We start from the raw sequence: 16,881 nt of genomic DNA, 5'->3' as shown, positions 1-16,881 counted from the left end.
TCACTGCTCGCTCCTTCGTCGCTGCGCGGCTCCTCAGTCCAGCCAGCGCCGCGCGCCGAGGCACGCTCACTGGGCCTCCCGCTCAGCCTCGGCGTGCCCGCTCACTTGAGGGCATCCTCACTGGCACGCCCCGCCCAGGTGGCGAACCGCTCGCCGTCCTCGCGCTCCTCCTGGAAGCGGCGCAGCACGCGCTCGATGTAGTCCGGGAGTTCGGCGGCGGTGACCTTCAGGCCGCGCACCTTGCGGCCGAAGCCCGGGTCCAGGCCGAGCGCGCCGCCCAGGTGCACCTGGTAGCCCTCGACCTGCTCGCCGTTCTCGTCCATGACCAGCTGGCCCTTGAGGCCGATGTCCGCGACCTGGATGCGGGCGCAGGCGTTCGGGCAGCCGTTGAGGTTGATGGTGAGCGGCTCGTCGAACTCGGGCATCCGCCGCTCCAGCTCGTCGATGAGCCACGAGCCGCGCGCCTTGGTCTCGACGATCGCGAGCTTGCAGAACTCGATGCCGGTGCAGGCCATCGTGCCGCGCCGGAACGGGGACGGCTTGACCTGGAGGTCCAGCGCCTCCAGACCGGAGACCAGCGACTCGACCTGGTCCTCGGCCACGTCGAGCACGATCATCTTCTGCTCGACGGTGGTGGTCAGCCGCCCGGAGCCATGGGCCTCGGCCAGGTCGGCGATCTTGGTGAGGGTCGCCCCGTCCACCCGGCCGACGCGCGGCGAGAAGCCGACGTAGTAGCGGCCGTCCTGCTGGCGGTGCACGCCCATGTGGTCGCGCCACTGCCGGACGGGCCGCTCGGGCGCCGGGCCGTCGGCCAGCGGGCGCTTCAGGTACTCGTCCTCCAGCACCTGGCGGAACTTTTCCGGGCCCCAGTCGGCGACCAGGAACTTCAGCCGGGCGCGGTTGCGCAGCCGCCGGTAGCCGTAGTCGCGGAAGATGGAGGTGACACCCGCCCAGACCTCCGGGACGTCCTCCAGCGGCACCCAGGCGCCGAGCCGGACGCCGATCTTGGGGTTGGTGGACAGCCCGCCGCCGACCCACAGGTCGAAGCCGGGGCCGTGCTCGGGGTGGCGCACCCCGACGAACGCGACGTCGTTGATCTCGTGCACGACGTCGAGCACCGGGGAGCCGGAGACCGCGGTCTTGAACTTGCGCGGCAGGTTGGAGAACTCCTTGCTGCCGATGTAGCGGCGGTGGATCTCCTCGATGGCGGAGGTGCCGTCGATGATCTCGTCCTCGGCGATCCCGGCCACCGGGGAGCCGATGATCACGCGGGGGGTGTCGCCGCACGCCTCGGTGGTGGACAGACCGACGGCTTCCAGCCGCTTCCAGATCTCGGGCACGTCCTCGATCCGGATCCAGTGGTACTGGACGTTCTGCCGGTCGGTGATGTCGGCCGTGCCGCGCGCGAACTCCTCCGAGATCTCGCCGACGACCCGCAGCTGCTCGGTGGTCAGCCGCCCGCCGTCGATCCGGACGCGCATCATGAAGTGCTCGTCGTCCAGCTCCTCCGGCTCCAGGATGGCGGTCTTGCCGCCGTCGATCCCGGGCTTGCGCTGGGTGTACAGGCCCCACCAGCGCATCCGGCCGCGCAGGTCGGCGCCGTCGATGGAGTCGAAGCCACGGTGGGCGTAGATCGTCTCAATGCGTGTCCGCACATTGAGACCGTCGTCGTCCTTCTTGGTCTGCTCGTTGCCGTTGAGCGGGGTGAAGTGACCCGCGGCCCACTGGCCTTCGCCGCGATGGCGTCCGGCCTTACGGCGGGGCGTGGCTGCTGCGCGTTCCGGTGTGGCGGGCATGGCGGTGTGTGTCCTTCTGAGCGGCTCGGTGCGGCGGATGATCTCGCGCGCACGCTCTGACCTGCGCAGGAGCGCAGGCGGGCACGGCGCTGCGGCGGATACCGGTGCGGGGTGGATACGACGGGGAGGTGTCGAGGCGTGCGCGCTCGCCCACGTCATCGGGGGCGGCGGGAAATGCGGGGAGGCTGTCCGGGGGCCGGTACGGGCCCTGCTGAGTGCGTCAGCTCGCCGGACAGATCGCGCTGGACATGCGGCCGAGGTCGACGTGGCGTCGACTCACCAAGGCAATTCCAGCTCGAGACATGAGGGAAGCGTGGCACGCGCATCTTCGGCGAGTCCACCTTTGTCCAGTATCCGGACGTCTCGGTCTCGTTCTGTGAGATGGTGTGGGGTTGGTCACCCTTCGGTCTCGGTCTTGACGTCGAAGACCCGGAACCCCCGGCGGCGGTAGTTGTCGAGCGCGTACGGCCCGTCCTTGCTGCACGTGTGCACCCACACCCGCTTGGTCGGCGGCAGCCCGGGCCAGCGGTCGGCCAGGTCCCAGGCGCGGCGGGCGCCCCAGGTCAGCAGGTGCCCGCCGATGCGCCGGCCGCGGAAGGCGGGCAGCAGCCCGAAGTACGTGATCTCCACGACGCCCGCGTCCTGCGGGTCCAGCTCGATGTACCCGGCCGGGGTGCCGCGCTCGTACGCGACCCAGGTCTCCGCCCCGGGCCGGTCCAGGAACTCCAGCCACCGCTCGTGCGACCACTCCAGCCGGTCGGTCCAGTCGTTGTCCGAGCCGACGGCCGTGTAGAGGAAGCGGCTGAACTCCGGGCTCGCCACCTCGGCGCGGACGATCCGCACCCCCGCCTCGGCCGCGGGCTCCCGCGCCGGTCCGAGGTCCGCGGGCGAGGTCTGCTCCAGGGACCAGGTGGTCACATCGATGGTCATGGGGGCAAGCCAACCATGGATGGTGCAACGCGACGCAACCTTTGCCGCCCGGCGCACCGGGCGCGGACAGTGTCCGCGGCGGGCGGAGGGCGGTGCCGAGTCGGCGCGGCGTCCCCTCCGCCGACGCATTCCGGCCGGGTGCGCCGGTGATCATGTCGGTCGCGCCGAAGTGCGCCGGATACGGTTGGGGCGTGCAGCCAGCAGAAGACATTCCGAAGCCGTCCGGGCGGCTGAACAAGGCCCGCGCCATGTACCGCAACGTGTCCAAGCGCAGGATGGCCTGGCTGCTGCTGAAGGACACCGTCAACTCCTGCATGGAGTACCGGGTCACCGGCCTCGCCGCCGAGGCCGCCTTCTTCACCCTGCTGTCGCTGCCACCGCTGCTGCTCGGCCTGATCGGGCTGCTCGGCTACTTCGACGCGTGGACCGACACCGACACCGTGGCCACCATCCGGCAGAACATCCTCGACGCGTCGGGCACCGTGCTCTCCGACAAGGGCGTCAAGGAGATCGCCCGGCCGCTCCTGGACGACGTCATAGAGGGCGGCCGCCCCGATGTCATCTCGCTCGGTTTCGGCATCGCGCTGTGGTCCGGCTCCCGCGCGGTCAACGTGTTCGTGGACACCATCACCATCATGTACGGGCTGGAGGGCCGCCGCGGGATCGTCCGGACCCGGCTGCTCGCCTTCCTCCTCTACCTGGTGGCCCTCGTCATCGGGGCGGTGGCGCTGCCGCTGATGGTCATCGGCCCGGAGACCCTGGTGGACTTCGTGCCGTCCAGCGCCACCCTCGTACGGGTCCTGTACTGGCCCACCGTGATCCTGCTGTCCGTCGCCTTCCTCACCACGCTCTACCACGTGTCGGTGCCGGTGCGCTCGGCGTGGCGCGAGGACATCCCGGGGGCGCTCGTGGCGCTCACCATGTGGGTGCTCGGCAGCTTCCTGCTGCGGATCTACCTCATCCACACCGTGGAGGGCCCGACGATCTACGGATCGCTCGCGGCGCCCGTCGCCGTGCTGCTGTGGATCGGCGTGTCCGCCTTCGCGGTGCTCGTCGGCGCGGCCGTCAACGCCGCCATCGACCGGGTGTGGCCCTCGGTGGCCACCGCCGCCGGCCGCGCCCAGCGGGCGGCCTGGACCCGGGAGCAGGCGGCCCTGGAGCGCGCCAGGGACCAGCGCACGTCCGACGACGGGTCGGCCGAGATCACCCCGCCGTCGGAGTTCCCCGAGCGCTGGGCCCAGTTCCTGCCCCACGCGGACATACGGAGCCGGCTGCACCACCACGGCAAGCGCGACCGCGAGCCGAAACGGGAGGAACCGAAGGGGGCCGAGGCGGGGCCCGCCGACCCCCGGCGGCCCGAGGTGAAACGCCCCGAGGTCACGGCCGCCGAGGACGGCGCCACACGGGACGGGGCGCCCCCGGCGTAAAACGCGTCGCGCTCCGCACCGGCGCTCGCCGATACTGCGGCGCATGGTTTCCTTCTCCGACTTCGACACGCGCGGATACCGCACGGTGGACGTCGCCACCGGCTACGGACAGTGGGTCGAGACCTACGAGCAGACCGTCGAGGACGTGATGGACCTCGCCCTCCTCGACGAGCTCACCGACCCCTCGTGGACCTCCGTCCGCCGCGCCGCCGACCTCGGCTGCGGCACCGGCCGCACCGGCGCCTGGCTGCGGCGGAGCGGGGTGGCCGCGATCGACGGCCTCGACCTCACCCCCGAGATGCTGGACCGCGCCCGCGCCCGTGGCGTCCACGACCGCCTGTTCCAGGGCGACGTCCGCGCCACCGGCCTCGACGCGGGCGCGTACGACCTGGTCATCGCCTCGCTCATCGACGAACACCTGCCCGAGCTGCGCCCGTTCTACGACGAGGCGTGGCGGCTCGCGGAGCCCGGCGCGGCCTGTGTGGTGGTGGCCTTCCACCCGCACTTCATCATGGCCACCGGCATGCCGACCCACTTCACCAGCGACACGGGCGAGTCGGTCGCCATCAGCACCCATGTCCATTTGCTCAGCGAACACATCACGGCGGGGCTGGGCGCGGGGTGGACGCTCGCCGAGATGCGCGAGGGTGTGGTGGACGAGCGGTGGCTGGCGGTGAAGCCGAAGTGGGAGCGGTTCCGCCACCACCCGGTGTCGTGTGCGATGGTGTGGCGCAAGAAAATCTGACGGGGCGTATGCAAAACGTTTCTTCGCTACTGCGATTGGGTGTACCTTGCGGATCACGCCTTTTGATCAAGGGGTCCCGACCCAGTAACTCCATTCCTCAATGGGAGTGTTGTGATCAACGCAAGGAGCGTTTTCGTCGCCGTGGCCACCACGGCCGTACTCGCTGTGGGTGCGACGACGATACTCGCCGGAACCGACCAGTGGATGTGGTTCGCACGGCAGTCGGCAGGTAGCCAGGTGAGCGCCTGACCGACAACCCGCACCATCTGCCGGGCGCTGACGCGGCGTCAGCGCCCGGCGAGCAGGCACCGCAGCCGCTCCGCCTCCGCTCCCGCCTCCAGGCGCTGGTACAGGGCGACCGCCTGCGCCCCGTGATGGTGTGCGCTCTCCCGGTCGGCGGCGGACAGCGCCGTACGGGCCAGCCCCGCGAGGGCGTGGGCGCAGCCGAGCGGGAAACCGATGCCCTGGGCCAGGTCCAGCGCCTGCCGGTAGACCTCCGTGGCGGTGGCGAGATGGCCCGAGCGGTGGTGTGCGTCGGCCGTGCCGATGAGCGCCCGCTGCCGTTCGTACGCGTTGTCGATGCTGCGGGCCGCCCGGTCCGCCTGCGCGAAGTGGCGTAACGCCTCGTCCGTGCGGCCGCTTTCGGCGTACGCGGTCCCCATGCTGATCAGCACGTTCGCCTCGCCGAGGGTGTCGCCGGCCGCCCGGTGGCTGTCGAGGGCGCGCCGGAAACACCTCAGCGCCCGGGCGGTGTCCCCGGTGGCCTGGTGCACCCGGCCGAGGTTGGTGTCGAGGATGGCCAGCTCCTGACGGCCGCCGAACTGCCGCGCCAGGGTGCGGGACCGCTCGTAGTGGGCGCGGGCCTCGTCGTAGCGGGCCTGGAGGTAGGCGAGTTCGCCCAGGTTGTTCAGGGCCTTGGCCTGCCCCCGCAGATTTCCGAGCGCCTCGTGGACGCTGAGCATGACCCGCACCCGCTCCAGCGCCTCGGCGTACCGGCCCGCGTAGTGCAGCGCCGCCGCCTGGATGTTGAGGCAGTCCGCCTCCCCGCCGCGGTCGCCGACCTGCTGGAAGCGCCCGATGGCCCGGTCCAGGACCCGCAGCGCCATCTCGCCGTGGCCCGCAGCGAGATGGGCGCGCCCGGACTGCAGGAGGGCGTCGGCGCAGCCGTGCGGATCGCGGAGGCCGCGGAAGAGGATCAGGGCCTCGGTGGCGCAGCGCTGGGCCTCGTCGTGGCGCTTCTGGGCCAGCACCTCCGCGCGTTCCACGAGCGTTCTGGCGAGGGCGGGCCGGTCGGCGCGGGTGCGCAGGACCGTCAGGGCGGCGCCGTACAGCTCGGCGGCGATGTCCCAGGTCCCCCAGGTCTTCAGCGCGCCTGCCAGGACGTGCGGGAAGAGCGCGGCGTACGAGGGGGAGCGGCCGGGTGCGGTGCGGGCCGCGGCCAGCAGGTTGGCGCGCTCCAGGGTGAGCCACACCGACGCCTCGTCGGCGTCGGCGAACGCGGGCGCGTACGGGGACTCCTGGGGCGGTCCGGGCGGCCGTGGCCGTCGCTCAGGATGGACGAGGCGGTCGGCGCGGTGTGCGGCGGTGAGGTAGGAGCCGAGCAGCCGCTCGACGGCCTCGTGGCGGGCGGTCTCCGGTTCCTCCCGGGCGCAGATCTGGAGGCCGAACGCGCGGCCGAGGTCGTGGAACCGGTAGCGGTCGTGCACCGGTTCCTCCAGCAGATGGCTGTCCAGCAGCTCTTCGACCACGCGCCGGATGCGCGCGGCGTCCGGTCCGGCGAGCGCGGTGGCGGCGGCGAGGGTGATGTCGGGGCCGGGGTGCAGGGCGAGCCTGCGGAACAAGCGCTGTGCGGGGGCGCTGAGTCCGGCGTACGAGAGCTGGAAGGCCGATGCCACCGCGGGGTCGAACTCCTCCAGCGGGTCGGTGGCCTCCGCCAGCCGGTCGAGGAGGTCGTGCAGGCCCCAGGCGTCCCGGTGCCGGAAGCGGCTGGCGAGCAGCTGGACGGCGAGCGGGTGGCAGCCGCACGCGGCCACCACCCGCCGCAGCGCCTCGGCGTCGGCGGCGGACGGCGAGGGGGACAGCCGGGCGGGCCCCGCGATCCGGGCGAAGAGCGCGACGGCCTCCGCCTCGGAGAGGACGTCCAGATGGAGCGAGGTGGCGCCGTTCAGCCCGACCAGCCGGTTGCGGCTGGTGACGATCGCCCGGCAGCCGGGGGAGCCCGGCAGCAGCGGGCCGACCTGGGCGGCGTCCCGGGCGTTGTCGAGGATGACGAGCACCCGGTGGCGGGCGGTCCAGGCCCGCCACCGGGCCGCGCGTTCGTCGAGCGAGTGGGGGAGCGGCCCGGGCGCGCCGGAGGCGTGCAGCAGGACCGCGAGCGCTTCGGCGGGGTCGCAGGGCTGCTGTCCGCCGTAGGCGTGGAGGTCCACGTAGAACTGCCCGGCCGGATACGCGCCGCACAGCCCGTTCGCGGCGCGGATGGCGAGCGCGGTCTTGCCGACGCCGGGCATGCCGTGGATGAGGGTGAGGGGGAGGGAGGTGGCGGGGGCGGCCGACGGGGTGAGCAGGATGCGCAGTTCGCTCGTCCGGCCGGTGAAGTCCCGGACGTCACGCGGAAGGGTGTTCCCGGGCTCCCGGACCGCGGGGGCCTCCGCGGATGCCTCCGCGGGTGCCTCCGCGAGGGACGTGGCCGGGCGGTCGACGCCCATCAGCGCACGGTCCTGATCGAGGATGCGCTGATGCAGTTCGCGTAAGTCCGCCCCGGGTTCGATGCCCTGCTCCTTCCGGAGCAGCCGCCGGGTGTCCCGGTAGACGGTGAGCGCCTCGTCGTCCCGTCCGGAGCGGTAGAGCGCCAGCATCAGGGAGGCGGCCACCTTCTGGGCGTACGGGTTCTGCGCGGCCAGCTCGCGCAGCTCGCCGACGAGGTCCGCGTGCCGCCCCAACTCCAGCTGCAGCCGGATCCGTTCCTCCCGCACCCGCCGGTGGTCCTCCACCAGCCGGGCGCGGGCCGCCGCCGCCCAGGCGCCGGTGAACTCCGCCAGCGGCTCGCCCCGCCACAGCTCCTCGGCGGCCCGCAGCAGCCCGACGGCCCGCTCCCGCTCGCCGCGCGCGGCCGCCGCGCCCGCGTCGCCGCGCAGCCGCTGGAAGCGCAGCAGATCGATGTCCTCCGGATTCACCCGCAGCCGGTACAGCCGTGGCGACGGCCGCTCCACTCCCGCCCGGTCCCCGACGGCCTGGCTGAGCCGTCTGCGCACCCGGGACAGATAGCTCTGGAGCGTGTCCAGGCCGGTCGGCGGCGGCTCACCGTCCCAGACCCGCTCCATCAGCGTGTCCGCGGTGACGGGCTCGCCCCGGGCGTGCACCAGGACGGCGAGCACACAGCGCTCTTTGATCGAACCGAGCGCGCACCGCCGCTCGTGATGCCATAGTTCGAGGGGTCCCAGAGCAAGCAGTTTCACCGTCGGCCCCCGATGGGTGTGCTTCTCCCCGCCGATGGATCGGCGGCCCGCGCACGTTCGTACGGCACCCATTCACTGTTGCCGCGCGGCCGGGGGTGGCGGACAGGGGCGCACGGATGCGTGGCGGGCGCACGTCCGCACCGCTGTGATCAGGCGTGATGGGGACGATCAGCGCCGCAGGACGGATGCAGGAATTCCGCAACCCCCGCGTCCAGTCCCCCGGGCACACCCCCTCCACCGGCGGCCGACCGGGTCGCCGGCCGGAATCGGGCCCAGGGCCCGAAGGGAAGACCGGGGGAAGTCGAAACAATGAGCGTGACCATGCTGGAAGCCCACCCGCGCCATGTGCCGGTGCGCCCGGACGTCGAGTACTGGGCCACCCGGGAGATCCGCCGCCGGGTCCTGGCCGTGGTGCACACCGTGACCGCCGGACAGCGGCTGCTGGACGCGATCCGGCTGCTGGAGGGCGACGCGCGGGTGCAGGTGTTCTTCACCGCGGCGCCCGATGTGTTCAGCAACGGCGTCGCGGCGTTCCTGGAGGGGCTGCGGGGGCTGGTGCTGCCCTGGAGCCAGGCGGTGCAGACGCCGTTCGACCTCGCGCTGGCCGCCGGCCACGGCAGCCTGCACGAACTGCACGCGCCCGTCATCGTGCTGCCGCACGGCGCCGGACACAACAAGATCGTGCCCGGCCGCCGGCGGGGAGGCGCGGTGGCGCAGCGCAGCGTCTACGGGCTCAGCCGGCAGCGGCTGGTCCGGGACGGGGCCGTGGTGCCCGAGGCCATCGTCCTGGCGCACCAGGAGGAACTGGCCCGGCTGGGCCGGGAGTGCCCGGAGGCGCTGCCGGTCGCGGAGGTGGTCGGCGACCCGTGCTTCGACCGCATCACCGCGAGCCTGCCCGCCCGCGCCCTGTACCGGGAGGCGCTGGGCGCCCGGGCCCGGCAGCGACTCGTCCTCGCCTGCTCAACCTGGGGCCCGAACTCCCTGCTGGGGCGCGGTTTCGAGGTGCTGGAGCGGCTGGTGGCGGAGCTGCCGAGGGAGGAGTTCCGGGTCGCCGCGCTGCTGCACCCGCACGTGTGGAACGCCCACGGCGAATGGCAGGTCCGCAGCTGGCTCGCCCGGCTGGGCCGCTCCGGGCTCACCGTGCTCAGCCACTACGCCGACTGGGTCGGGGCGCTCGTCGCGGCCGACTACATCGTCGGCGACCACGGCTCGGTCACGCTCTACGGCGCGATGACCGGGGTGCCCGTCCTGATGGCCACCCTGCCCGACGCCGATGTCGACCCCCGCTCACCACTGGCCGAACTGGGCTCGTTCGCGCCCCGGCTGCACCAGGACCGTCCGCTGCGCGAGCAGTTCAAGCGCAGCTCGGCGACGTACCGGGCGCACCGTCACCAGCGGGTGGCGGCCCGCATCACCTCGGAACCGGGCCGGTTCGCCCGCAAGATGCGCACGCTGCTCTACCGCAAGCTGCGGCTGCGGGCCCCCGCCGGGCGGCCGACCACCGAGCCCGCGCGGCTGCCGTTCACGGTGCCGTACGACGAGCCGGGCAGCGTGGCGCCCGGTGGCATGCCGCCGGGGGCCGTGTCATGACGCCGGTGACCGCTGTGGTGAAGGAGCCCGCCCGTGGTGTCCTGACCGGCCGCGTCCAGGTCGCGCTGCTGCGCCCGGGGCGCGACGCGCGGCGGACGCGGGCGGCCCGAGCGGTGGACACCCGGGCCGTGGACACCTGGGCGGTGGACACCTGGGCGGTGGACACCCGGGCCGTGGACACCCGGACCGCGGCCGCCCGGACCGCGGTCTCCCGGGCCGTGGCTTCCCGCACCGTGGACGAGCATCTGCGCGTCCTGCTGCCCACCCCGATGCCCTCGCTCTCCCCTCTCGCGGACGTGCTGCTGGCCGCGGCGGAGGCCGGGGCCGAGCCGCGCCGTCAGACCGCCGCGCTGGCCGCCCGCCACCCCGGCGCGCTGGTGGTGGCGGTGCACCGGGGGCTCGACCTGTGGATGCGGCTGGGCCCCGACGGGCGCGCGCTGACGCTGCGCGCGCGGTGCCCGGCGGCCGGGCCGCCGTGGGCGGTGTGGGCGGTCTGGGCCTCGGTGGCCCACGCCTGGCTGGTGGCCGGGCTCCCGGCCGAGGAGCTGGGCGCGGCGCCGCTGCGGCTGAGGGGGGTTCAGCCCGCGGTGCCGTCCGTGGCCTGGTCGTCCAGCCGTCCGAGCCGGGTGCGGACGGCCTCGGCGTGGGCCGACTTCGCACGGCCCACCGCCGAGTAGAGGTCCAGGGCCTCCCGGTAGCGCTCCCGGGCCAGGTCCGTCCGGCCACGCCGCTCGGCGAGCGTGGCCAGGCTCTCCACGGCGCGCGCCGTCTCGTAGTGCGCGGCCATGCCCCGCAGGGTGGCCAGCGCCGTGGACAGCCGCTCCTCCGCCAGGTCGAGCCGGTCCCGGCCGAGGTGGGCGCGGCCGAGCAGGGTGGCCGCGCGGGCGGCGTTGTACGCGTCGCCCGCCTCGTCCAGCGTGGTGTGCGCGGCGTCGGCCTCGGCCGCCGCCTGCTCCCACAGCCCCCGCTCCAGGGCGATGTCGGCGAGGTTGAGGCGGGCCAGTCCGCCGGCCCGCCGGTCGCCGGCCCCGGGCAACTCCGCGGCGGCCCGGGTGAACAGCTCGGCCGCCCGGTCCAGGCGGCCCAGCCGCTGATGGGCGAGGCCCTGGTAGTTGAGCGTACGGGCGTGGCCGAGCGCGTCGCCGCCCGCGCGGAACGTCCGCGCCGCGCGCTCGAACATCTCCAGGGCCCGCTCGTGGTCACCCATCCCCAGCTCGCCCATCCCGCCGGAGGTCAGCATCCGGCACTCCGCGACCGCGTCCCCCAACTCCTGTGCCGCCAGCAGCCCTTCGCGGTCGGCGGCCCGCCAGTCCTCGTAGAACTTCCGGCGCAGGAACAGCGGCCACAACGCGTCGGCGAGCTGCCAGGCGACGGTGGGGAAACCGGCGGGGCGGGCGATGCGGATCACCGCCATCAGGTTGGGCAGCTCGCCCTCCAGCCAGTCGAGCGCGGCGTCGGTGCCCTCGCCGAAGTCGGCCGGTACGGGTTCGCCCTCTTCGCCGTAACTCCGGTCCAGCGTCCGGTGCTGCGGATCGACGATCTCCTCGGCGCGGGTGGCGGTGGCGAGATAGTGGTCGGCGATGCGGCGCAGGGCCGCCGCGCGCTCCTGCGCGGTCTCGTCCGCCTCCGCCTTCTCGGCGGCGTGCAGCCGTACGAGGTCGTGGAAGCGGTAGCGCTCGTCCCCGGCGTCGATGAGCAGGTTCGCGTCGTACAGCACGTCCAGCGGGCCGGCCGCGTCCCGGCCGCCGCCCAGCGCCGCCCCCGCCACCGCGCTCCCGAACTCCGGGCCCGGATGCAGCCCCAGCCGCCGGTACAGCCGGGCGGCCTCGTCGGGAAGCCCCTGGTACGACAGGTCCAGGGCGGCCCGTACGTCGTGATCCCCTTCGATGGCCAACGCCTCCAGCCGGCCGCGCTCCTCGGTCAGGGCGCGCACCATCGTCGTGAGGTGCCGTCGCGGCCGCGCCGCGAGCCGGGCCCCGGCCACCCGCACCGCGAGCGGCAGCCCGGCGCACAACTCCACCAGCGCCCGCGCCTCTTGGGGCTGCGCGGCCACCCGGCCGTCGGCGAGCGTGACCTCCAGCAGCTCGACGGCCGCCTCCGTGGCCAGCGGGTCCAGATGCACCGCGTAACACCCGTCGACCGTCAGCCCCGGCATCCGCCACCGGCTGGTCACGGCCGTCACGTTCCGGCCGCCGGGCAGCAGCGGCCGCACCTGGGCGGCGGTCGCGGCGTCGTCGAGCAGCACGACCAGCCGCCGGTCCGCGGTCAGCGACCGGTACAGCGCCAACCGCTCGGCGAGCGCCGTGGGGATCTGCCCGGTCGGCACGCCCAGCGCCCGCAGGAACCGCCCCATCACCTCGTCGGGCGCCGCGGGTCCGGCCGCGGACTGGGCGCCGAGGTGGGCGTAGAGCTGCCCGTCCGGAAACCGCTCGCGCAGCCCGTGCAGCCACGCCAGCGCCACCGCCGTCTTGCCGACCCCGCCCAGCCCGCTGACCGCGGCCAGCGTCCCGTACCCCTCCGCGGCCGCCCGCTCCCGATGCCCCTCCAGCGCCTCCAGCTCCGCCGTCCGGTCGGTGATCCGCACCGACGGCGGCAGCTGCCACGGGACGTGGGCCCGCCGCCCCTCGCCGGCGCCCTCGGCCCGGATGTGGATTCCCCCGTAGACCGTCCTCGCCTGCACGGCCCCGCCGTGCACGGTCCCGCTCACCTCGTTGTGGTCACCGCGCGCTTGCCCCTGCACCCGTCCCCCCTCCGAACGCATGCGTGACACGGCCCTTGGAGAGCATCATTTCCCTCGCCCGAACTGATATTCGCCGCTCGGGGGTGATATGACTCTCTCCGCCACCGGGTCACTTCCCGTGACGAGGTTAGTGCAATATGCCTAGGTCATATTCTCCTTGCGTATTCGTTCGAAAATCGAAGAAAGGTGGGGGAAATCGCCGGCGGCCAGGTCAAGGACATTCTCCTCGCCGGCGGTCGCGGCGGCCTCGACCCGATCGCCGCCGGGGCGTTCAGGACGGGCCGGGGCCGTCGAGGGACTTCAGATGGGCCGAGAGGTCGTCGACCATGCGGCCGAGCAGACGGCCGAGGTCACGGCGGTCCTCGGCGGGCCAGTCGGCGAGGGCGCCGGTGAACCAGCCGAGGACCGTGCGCATGTAGCGCTCGGTGATCGACGTGCCCTCCGGGGTCAGCTCGATCAGCCGGGCGCGCTGGTCGTCGGGGTCGGCGATGCGGTGCACCAGCCCCCGCTGTTCGAGACCTTGGACCTGGCGGGTGGCATGCGGGCCCGCGACCTGCAGGCGGTCGGCGATCTCGCCGATGCGCAGGGGCTCGCCGGACAGCTTGAGCACGTTGAGCACACCCATCGCGGCCCGCTCCAGCGTGATTCCGGCGGACGCGGCGGCCTGCTCGTACATGCGGCCGCGGTTCAGCACGTTGCTGAGCTGGGTCAGCCGGGGGAGCAGCTCCGCGAGCAGGTCGTCGTCATGCATGGGTTTGCTTACCTAACCTAGGTACATGGTCGGAGTGAAGCGTACCGCTCGCGCGAAAAACCGGTGGAGCCGCGTCCACGGAGAGGGATACGGTGTCCTCGTTCGCGTCGAGAGCGAGGAAACGGGAGGTGAGGACATTGATGACGGTCACGGTTGCGGGCTGCGCCGCCCGCGTTCAGAAGTGCATCAATCCCATCCCCGTGGTCTCCGGCTGACGTTTCCGCAGATTCCGCTGCGCGCCGGGGGCCGCCCTTCGAAGGGCTTTTCCCTTGAGCTTGAGCAATGCTTTTTCCGCCGCCACTCTCGTTCCTTACGGCTGGGACGAGGGCTGGGAGGCCGAGTTCGGTCCGTACGCACGGCAGGGGCTGGTCCCCGGGCGCGTGGTGCGGGTGGACCGGGGCCAGTGCGATGTGGTGACGCCCGGGGGCACCGTCCGGGCGGACACCGAGTTCGTCGTTCCCCGCGACCCGATGAAGGTCGTCTGCACCGGCGACTGGGCCGCCGTGGACGCCGTGGGCGAGCCGCGCTACGTACGGACGCTGCTGCCGCGGCGTACCGCCTTCGTGCGCTCGACGTCGTCCAAGCGCTCCGACGGCCAGGTGCTGGCCGCCAACGTCGACCACGCCGTGATCGCCGTGTCGCTCGCCGCCGAGCTGGACCTCGGGCGGGTCGAGCGGTTCGTGGCGCTCGCCTGGGAGAGCGGGGCGCAGCCGGTGGTGGTGCTCACCAAGGCGGATCTGGTCGACGACCCGGGCACGCTCGCCCATCTCGTCGCCGACGCCGAGACCTCCGCGCCCGGGGTCCGGGTGGTGGCGGTCAGCGCCACCACCGGGCAGGGGCTGGACGTCCTCGGCGCGCTGCTCGCGGCCGGGACCTCCGTACTCCTCGGCCAGTCGGGCGCGGGCAAGTCGACGCTGGCCAACGCCCTGGCCGGGGCGGACGTCCAGGACGTGCGCGCGATCCGGGACAGCGACGGCAAGGGGCGGCACACCACGACCACCCGCAACCTGCTGCCGCTCCCCTCGGGCGGCGCGCTCATCGACACACCCGGGCTGCGCGGGGTCGGGCTGTGGGACGCGGAGGGCGGGGTGGCGCGGGCGTTCGCCGAGATCGAGGCGTACGCCGAGGACTGCCGCTTCCACGACTGCGCGCACGAGACCGAGCCGGGGTGCGCGGTGCTCGCCGCGGTCGAGGACGGTGCGCTGCCGCCCCGGCGGCTGGACAGCTACCGCAAGCTGCTGCGCGAGAACGCCTACCTCGCGGCCCGCACCGACGCCCGGCTGCGGTCCGAGATGCGGCGGGAGTGGAAGCAGCGGCAGGCCCTCGGCCGGCACATGGTCGAGCGCAAGCGCGGGGCGCGGCGCGAGCCGTAGCGCCGCGCGGCACGCGGCTGGTTGCCGGTGCTTCGCCGGTTCGGGTGGCCGACGGCGGTGACTCGACGCGAGGATGGGGGAAGCGTCATCCCACGGTCGGGTACACCGCCGGCGGCCGGCACGGTTGGCTGCCGGCAGAGAGCGGGTCGCGATGAATTCGGGTACGGATGAGTACGACGTCGTCGTCCTGGGCGCGGGTCCGGTCGGGGAGAACCTGGCCGACCGGGCCCGCGCGGCCGGGCTCTCCACGGCGATCGTGGAGAGTGAGCTGGTCGGCGGCGAGTGCTCGTACTGGGCCTGCGTCCCCAGCAAGGCGCTGCTGCGCCCGGTCATCGCCCGCGCCGAGGCGCGCCGTACGCCCGGGGCCCGGCAGGGCGCCGAGGTGCCGCTGGACGTGGAGGCCGTCTTCGCCCACCGGGACGCGTTCGTGTCGAACTGGAAGGACGACGGCCAGGTCGACTGGCTCGACTCGACAGGCATCGACCTGGTGCGCGGCCAGGGGCGGCTCGTCGAGCCGCGCCGTATCGCCGTCACCCAGCCGGACGGGCCGGAGCGCTTCCTGGTCGCCCGGCACGCCGTGGCCATCTGCACCGGAAGCCGGGCCGCGCTGCCGGACCTGCCCGGTCTCGCGGAGGCCCGCCCGTGGACCAGCCGGGAGGCGACCAGCTCCTCCACGGTGCCGCGGCGGCTGGCCGTGGTGGGCGGCGGGGTGGTCGCCGTCGAGATGGCCACCGCGTACAGCGCCCTCGGCTCCGAGGTGACCATGCTGATCCGTGGCTCCGGGCTGCTGGAGCGCATGGAGGCGTTCGCGGGCGAGCTGGTGGCGGAGTCGCTGGCCGAGGCGGGGGTGAAGATCCGTACGGGGACGTCCGTGACGGCCGTACGGCGCGACGGCACGGGCGGGCCGGTGACGCTCACGCTGGACGGCGGGGAGACCGTCGAGGCCGACGAGGTGCTGTTCGCCACCGGCCGTGCCCCGCGCACCGACGACCTCGGCCTGGAGACGGTAGGACTCCCGCCCGGCGGCTGGCTGGACGTGGACGACACCTGCCGGGTGCGGAACGTGCCGGGCGGCTGGCTGTACGCGGCGGGCGACGTCAACCACCGCGCGCTCCTCACCCATCAGGGCAAATATCAGGCGCGGATCGCGGGCGCGGCGATCGGCGCCCGCGCCCAGGGCGTACCGCTGCTGGAGACCGACCGCTGGGGCGCCCACGCGGCGACCGCGGACCACGGGGCGGTGCCGCAGGTCGTCTTCACCGACCCGGAGGTGGGCGCGGTCGGGCTGACCGCGGAACAGGCCGAGGCCGAGGGCCGCAGCATCCGGGTCGTCGACTACGACATCGGCCAGGTCTCCGGCGCCGCCCTGTACGCGGACGGCTACCGCGGCCGCGCCCGCATGACCGTCGACCTGGACCGGGGGCATCTGGTCGGTGTGACGTTCGTGGGGCCGGGCGTGGGGGAGCTGCTGCACTCGGCGACCGTGGCGGTGGCCGGTGAGGTGCCGATCGAGCGCCTGTGGCATGCGGTGCCGTCGTTCCCCACGGTGAGCGAGGTGTGGCTGCGGCTGCTGGAGGCGTACCGGGGCTAGTTCGTGCCACGGCGGCGGGGCCATCGCGTGGTGTTCCCGTGAAGCCCCCCTGTGGACAATATGGGGATGAGCCAGCAGGGGGACGACCGACGCCGTCACGAAAACGACTGGTGGGGGGAGTTGTACGACCCCGCGCGGGCCGACGCCGGGCCCGCCGCCGCGGCCGACTCGGTGGACGAGCGCTTCGATTCCGCGTCCCGCACCCTCGGCCGCGGACGGCCGGGCGGGGACCAGATGCCCTCCGCGGGGGCGCCTTGGGGCCCGGCGGAGAGTGAGCCCCCAGGGCGCGCGCCGGGTGCGGACGGCGGCGCGGGAGGTGGCCCGCGGGGGCGGCGGCCCGCCGAGGGCGGCGACGGCCCCGGCGGGCCGCCGCCCCCGCCCGCCCCCGCGCCCCGGCGGCCCGGGCGGGGCGCCGCGGACGGGGACGTGGGCGTCGGGCCGCCCCCGTACGAGGCCGAGGCGCCCGAGCGGCCCCGCGCCGGC

11 protein-coding genes and 1 pseudogene are annotated in these 16,881 nt (G+C 73.9%); 7 read left to right on the top strand and 5 right to left on the bottom strand.

What is annotated here, in order from left to right; all coding sequences use genetic code 11:
- Positions 1–101: 101 nt before the first annotated feature.
- Together ABZ562_RS28090 and ABZ562_RS28085 are read right to left on the bottom strand one after the other, a co-directional pair.
- Positions 102–1,796, bottom strand: a complete 1,695-nt coding sequence (locus tag ABZ562_RS28090; protein WP_361484821.1) for a nitrite/sulfite reductase — start codon at positions 1,794–1,796, stop codon at positions 102–104.
- 396 nt (positions 1,797–2,192) lie between these two features.
- Positions 2,193–2,726 (bottom strand): GNAT family N-acetyltransferase, encoded by a 534-nt coding sequence (locus ABZ562_RS28085; protein WP_361484820.1) that lies wholly within the window; start codon positions 2,724–2,726, stop codon positions 2,193–2,195.
- A 191-nt stretch (positions 2,727–2,917) separates the two neighbouring features.
- Here ABZ562_RS28085 and ABZ562_RS28080 point away from each other — a divergent pair, with 191 nt between their 5' ends.
- Positions 2,918–4,153 (top strand): YihY/virulence factor BrkB family protein, encoded by a 1,236-nt coding sequence (locus ABZ562_RS28080; protein ID WP_361484818.1) that lies wholly within the window; start codon positions 2,918–2,920, stop codon positions 4,151–4,153.
- Between the two features lie 43 nt (positions 4,154–4,196).
- Positions 4,197–4,898 carry a class I SAM-dependent methyltransferase gene (locus ABZ562_RS28075; protein WP_361484816.1) on the top strand — a complete coding sequence of 234 codons (702 nt, stop codon included), beginning with the start codon at positions 4,197–4,199 and terminating at the stop codon, positions 4,896–4,898.
- Positions 4,899–5,185: 287 nt separating this feature from the next.
- Here the strand turns inward: ABZ562_RS28075 and ABZ562_RS28070 are convergent, their stop codons facing one another.
- Positions 5,186–8,353, bottom strand: coding sequence for a BTAD domain-containing putative transcriptional regulator (locus tag ABZ562_RS28070; RefSeq protein WP_361484814.1), 3,168 nt, complete (start codon positions 8,351–8,353; stop codon positions 5,186–5,188).
- Between the two features lie 309 nt (positions 8,354–8,662).
- Between ABZ562_RS28070 and ABZ562_RS28065 the strand changes: the two genes are divergently transcribed.
- Positions 8,663–9,943 carry a hypothetical protein gene (locus ABZ562_RS28065; protein ID WP_361484812.1) on the top strand — a complete coding sequence of 427 codons (1,281 nt, stop codon included), beginning with the start codon at positions 8,663–8,665 and terminating at the stop codon, positions 9,941–9,943.
- Positions 9,944–9,948: 5 nt separating this feature from the next.
- On the top strand, positions 9,949–10,620 hold the full coding sequence (locus tag ABZ562_RS28060; RefSeq protein ID WP_361484810.1) for a hypothetical protein: 672 nt from the start codon (positions 9,949–9,951) through the stop codon (positions 10,618–10,620).
- Here ABZ562_RS28060 and ABZ562_RS28055 read toward each other — a convergent pair.
- Together ABZ562_RS28055 and ABZ562_RS28050 are read right to left on the bottom strand one after the other, a co-directional pair.
- Positions 10,521–12,704 (bottom strand): tetratricopeptide repeat protein, encoded by a 2,184-nt coding sequence (locus tag ABZ562_RS28055; protein ID WP_361484808.1) that lies wholly within the window; start codon positions 12,702–12,704, stop codon positions 10,521–10,523. The genes ABZ562_RS28060 and ABZ562_RS28055 overlap by 100 nt on opposite strands.
- A gap of 250 nt (positions 12,705–12,954) precedes the next feature.
- Positions 12,955–13,434 carry a MarR family transcriptional regulator gene (locus ABZ562_RS28050; protein ID WP_361484806.1) on the bottom strand — a complete coding sequence of 160 codons (480 nt, stop codon included), beginning with the start codon at positions 13,432–13,434 and terminating at the stop codon, positions 12,955–12,957.
- Between the two features lie 275 nt (positions 13,435–13,709).
- On the opposite strand from ABZ562_RS28050, the gene rsgA reads away from it, so the two are divergent.
- The 3 genes and pseudogenes from rsgA to ABZ562_RS28035 all read left to right on the top strand — a co-directional run.
- Positions 13,710–14,807: a ribosome small subunit-dependent GTPase A gene (rsgA, locus tag ABZ562_RS28045; protein WP_361484804.1), complete on the top strand. Its 1,098-nt coding sequence runs from the start codon at positions 13,710–13,712 to the stop codon at positions 14,805–14,807.
- A gap of 151 nt (positions 14,808–14,958) precedes the next feature.
- Complete coding sequence (locus tag ABZ562_RS28040; RefSeq protein WP_361484802.1) at positions 14,959–16,398, top strand: NAD(P)/FAD-dependent oxidoreductase; 1,440 nt, start codon at positions 14,959–14,961, stop codon at positions 16,396–16,398.
- Positions 16,399–16,464: 66 nt separating this feature from the next.
- Positions 16,465–16,881: pseudogene (locus tag ABZ562_RS28035) on the top strand (hypothetical protein); the annotation flags it as partial.

Origin of the sequence: Streptomyces sp. NPDC019937 (genome assembly GCF_040631655.1) — a bacterium.
Classification (GTDB): domain Bacteria; phylum Actinomycetota; class Actinomycetes; order Streptomycetales; family Streptomycetaceae; genus Streptomyces.
This window is presented reverse-complemented; position numbering and strand designations above follow the sequence as displayed.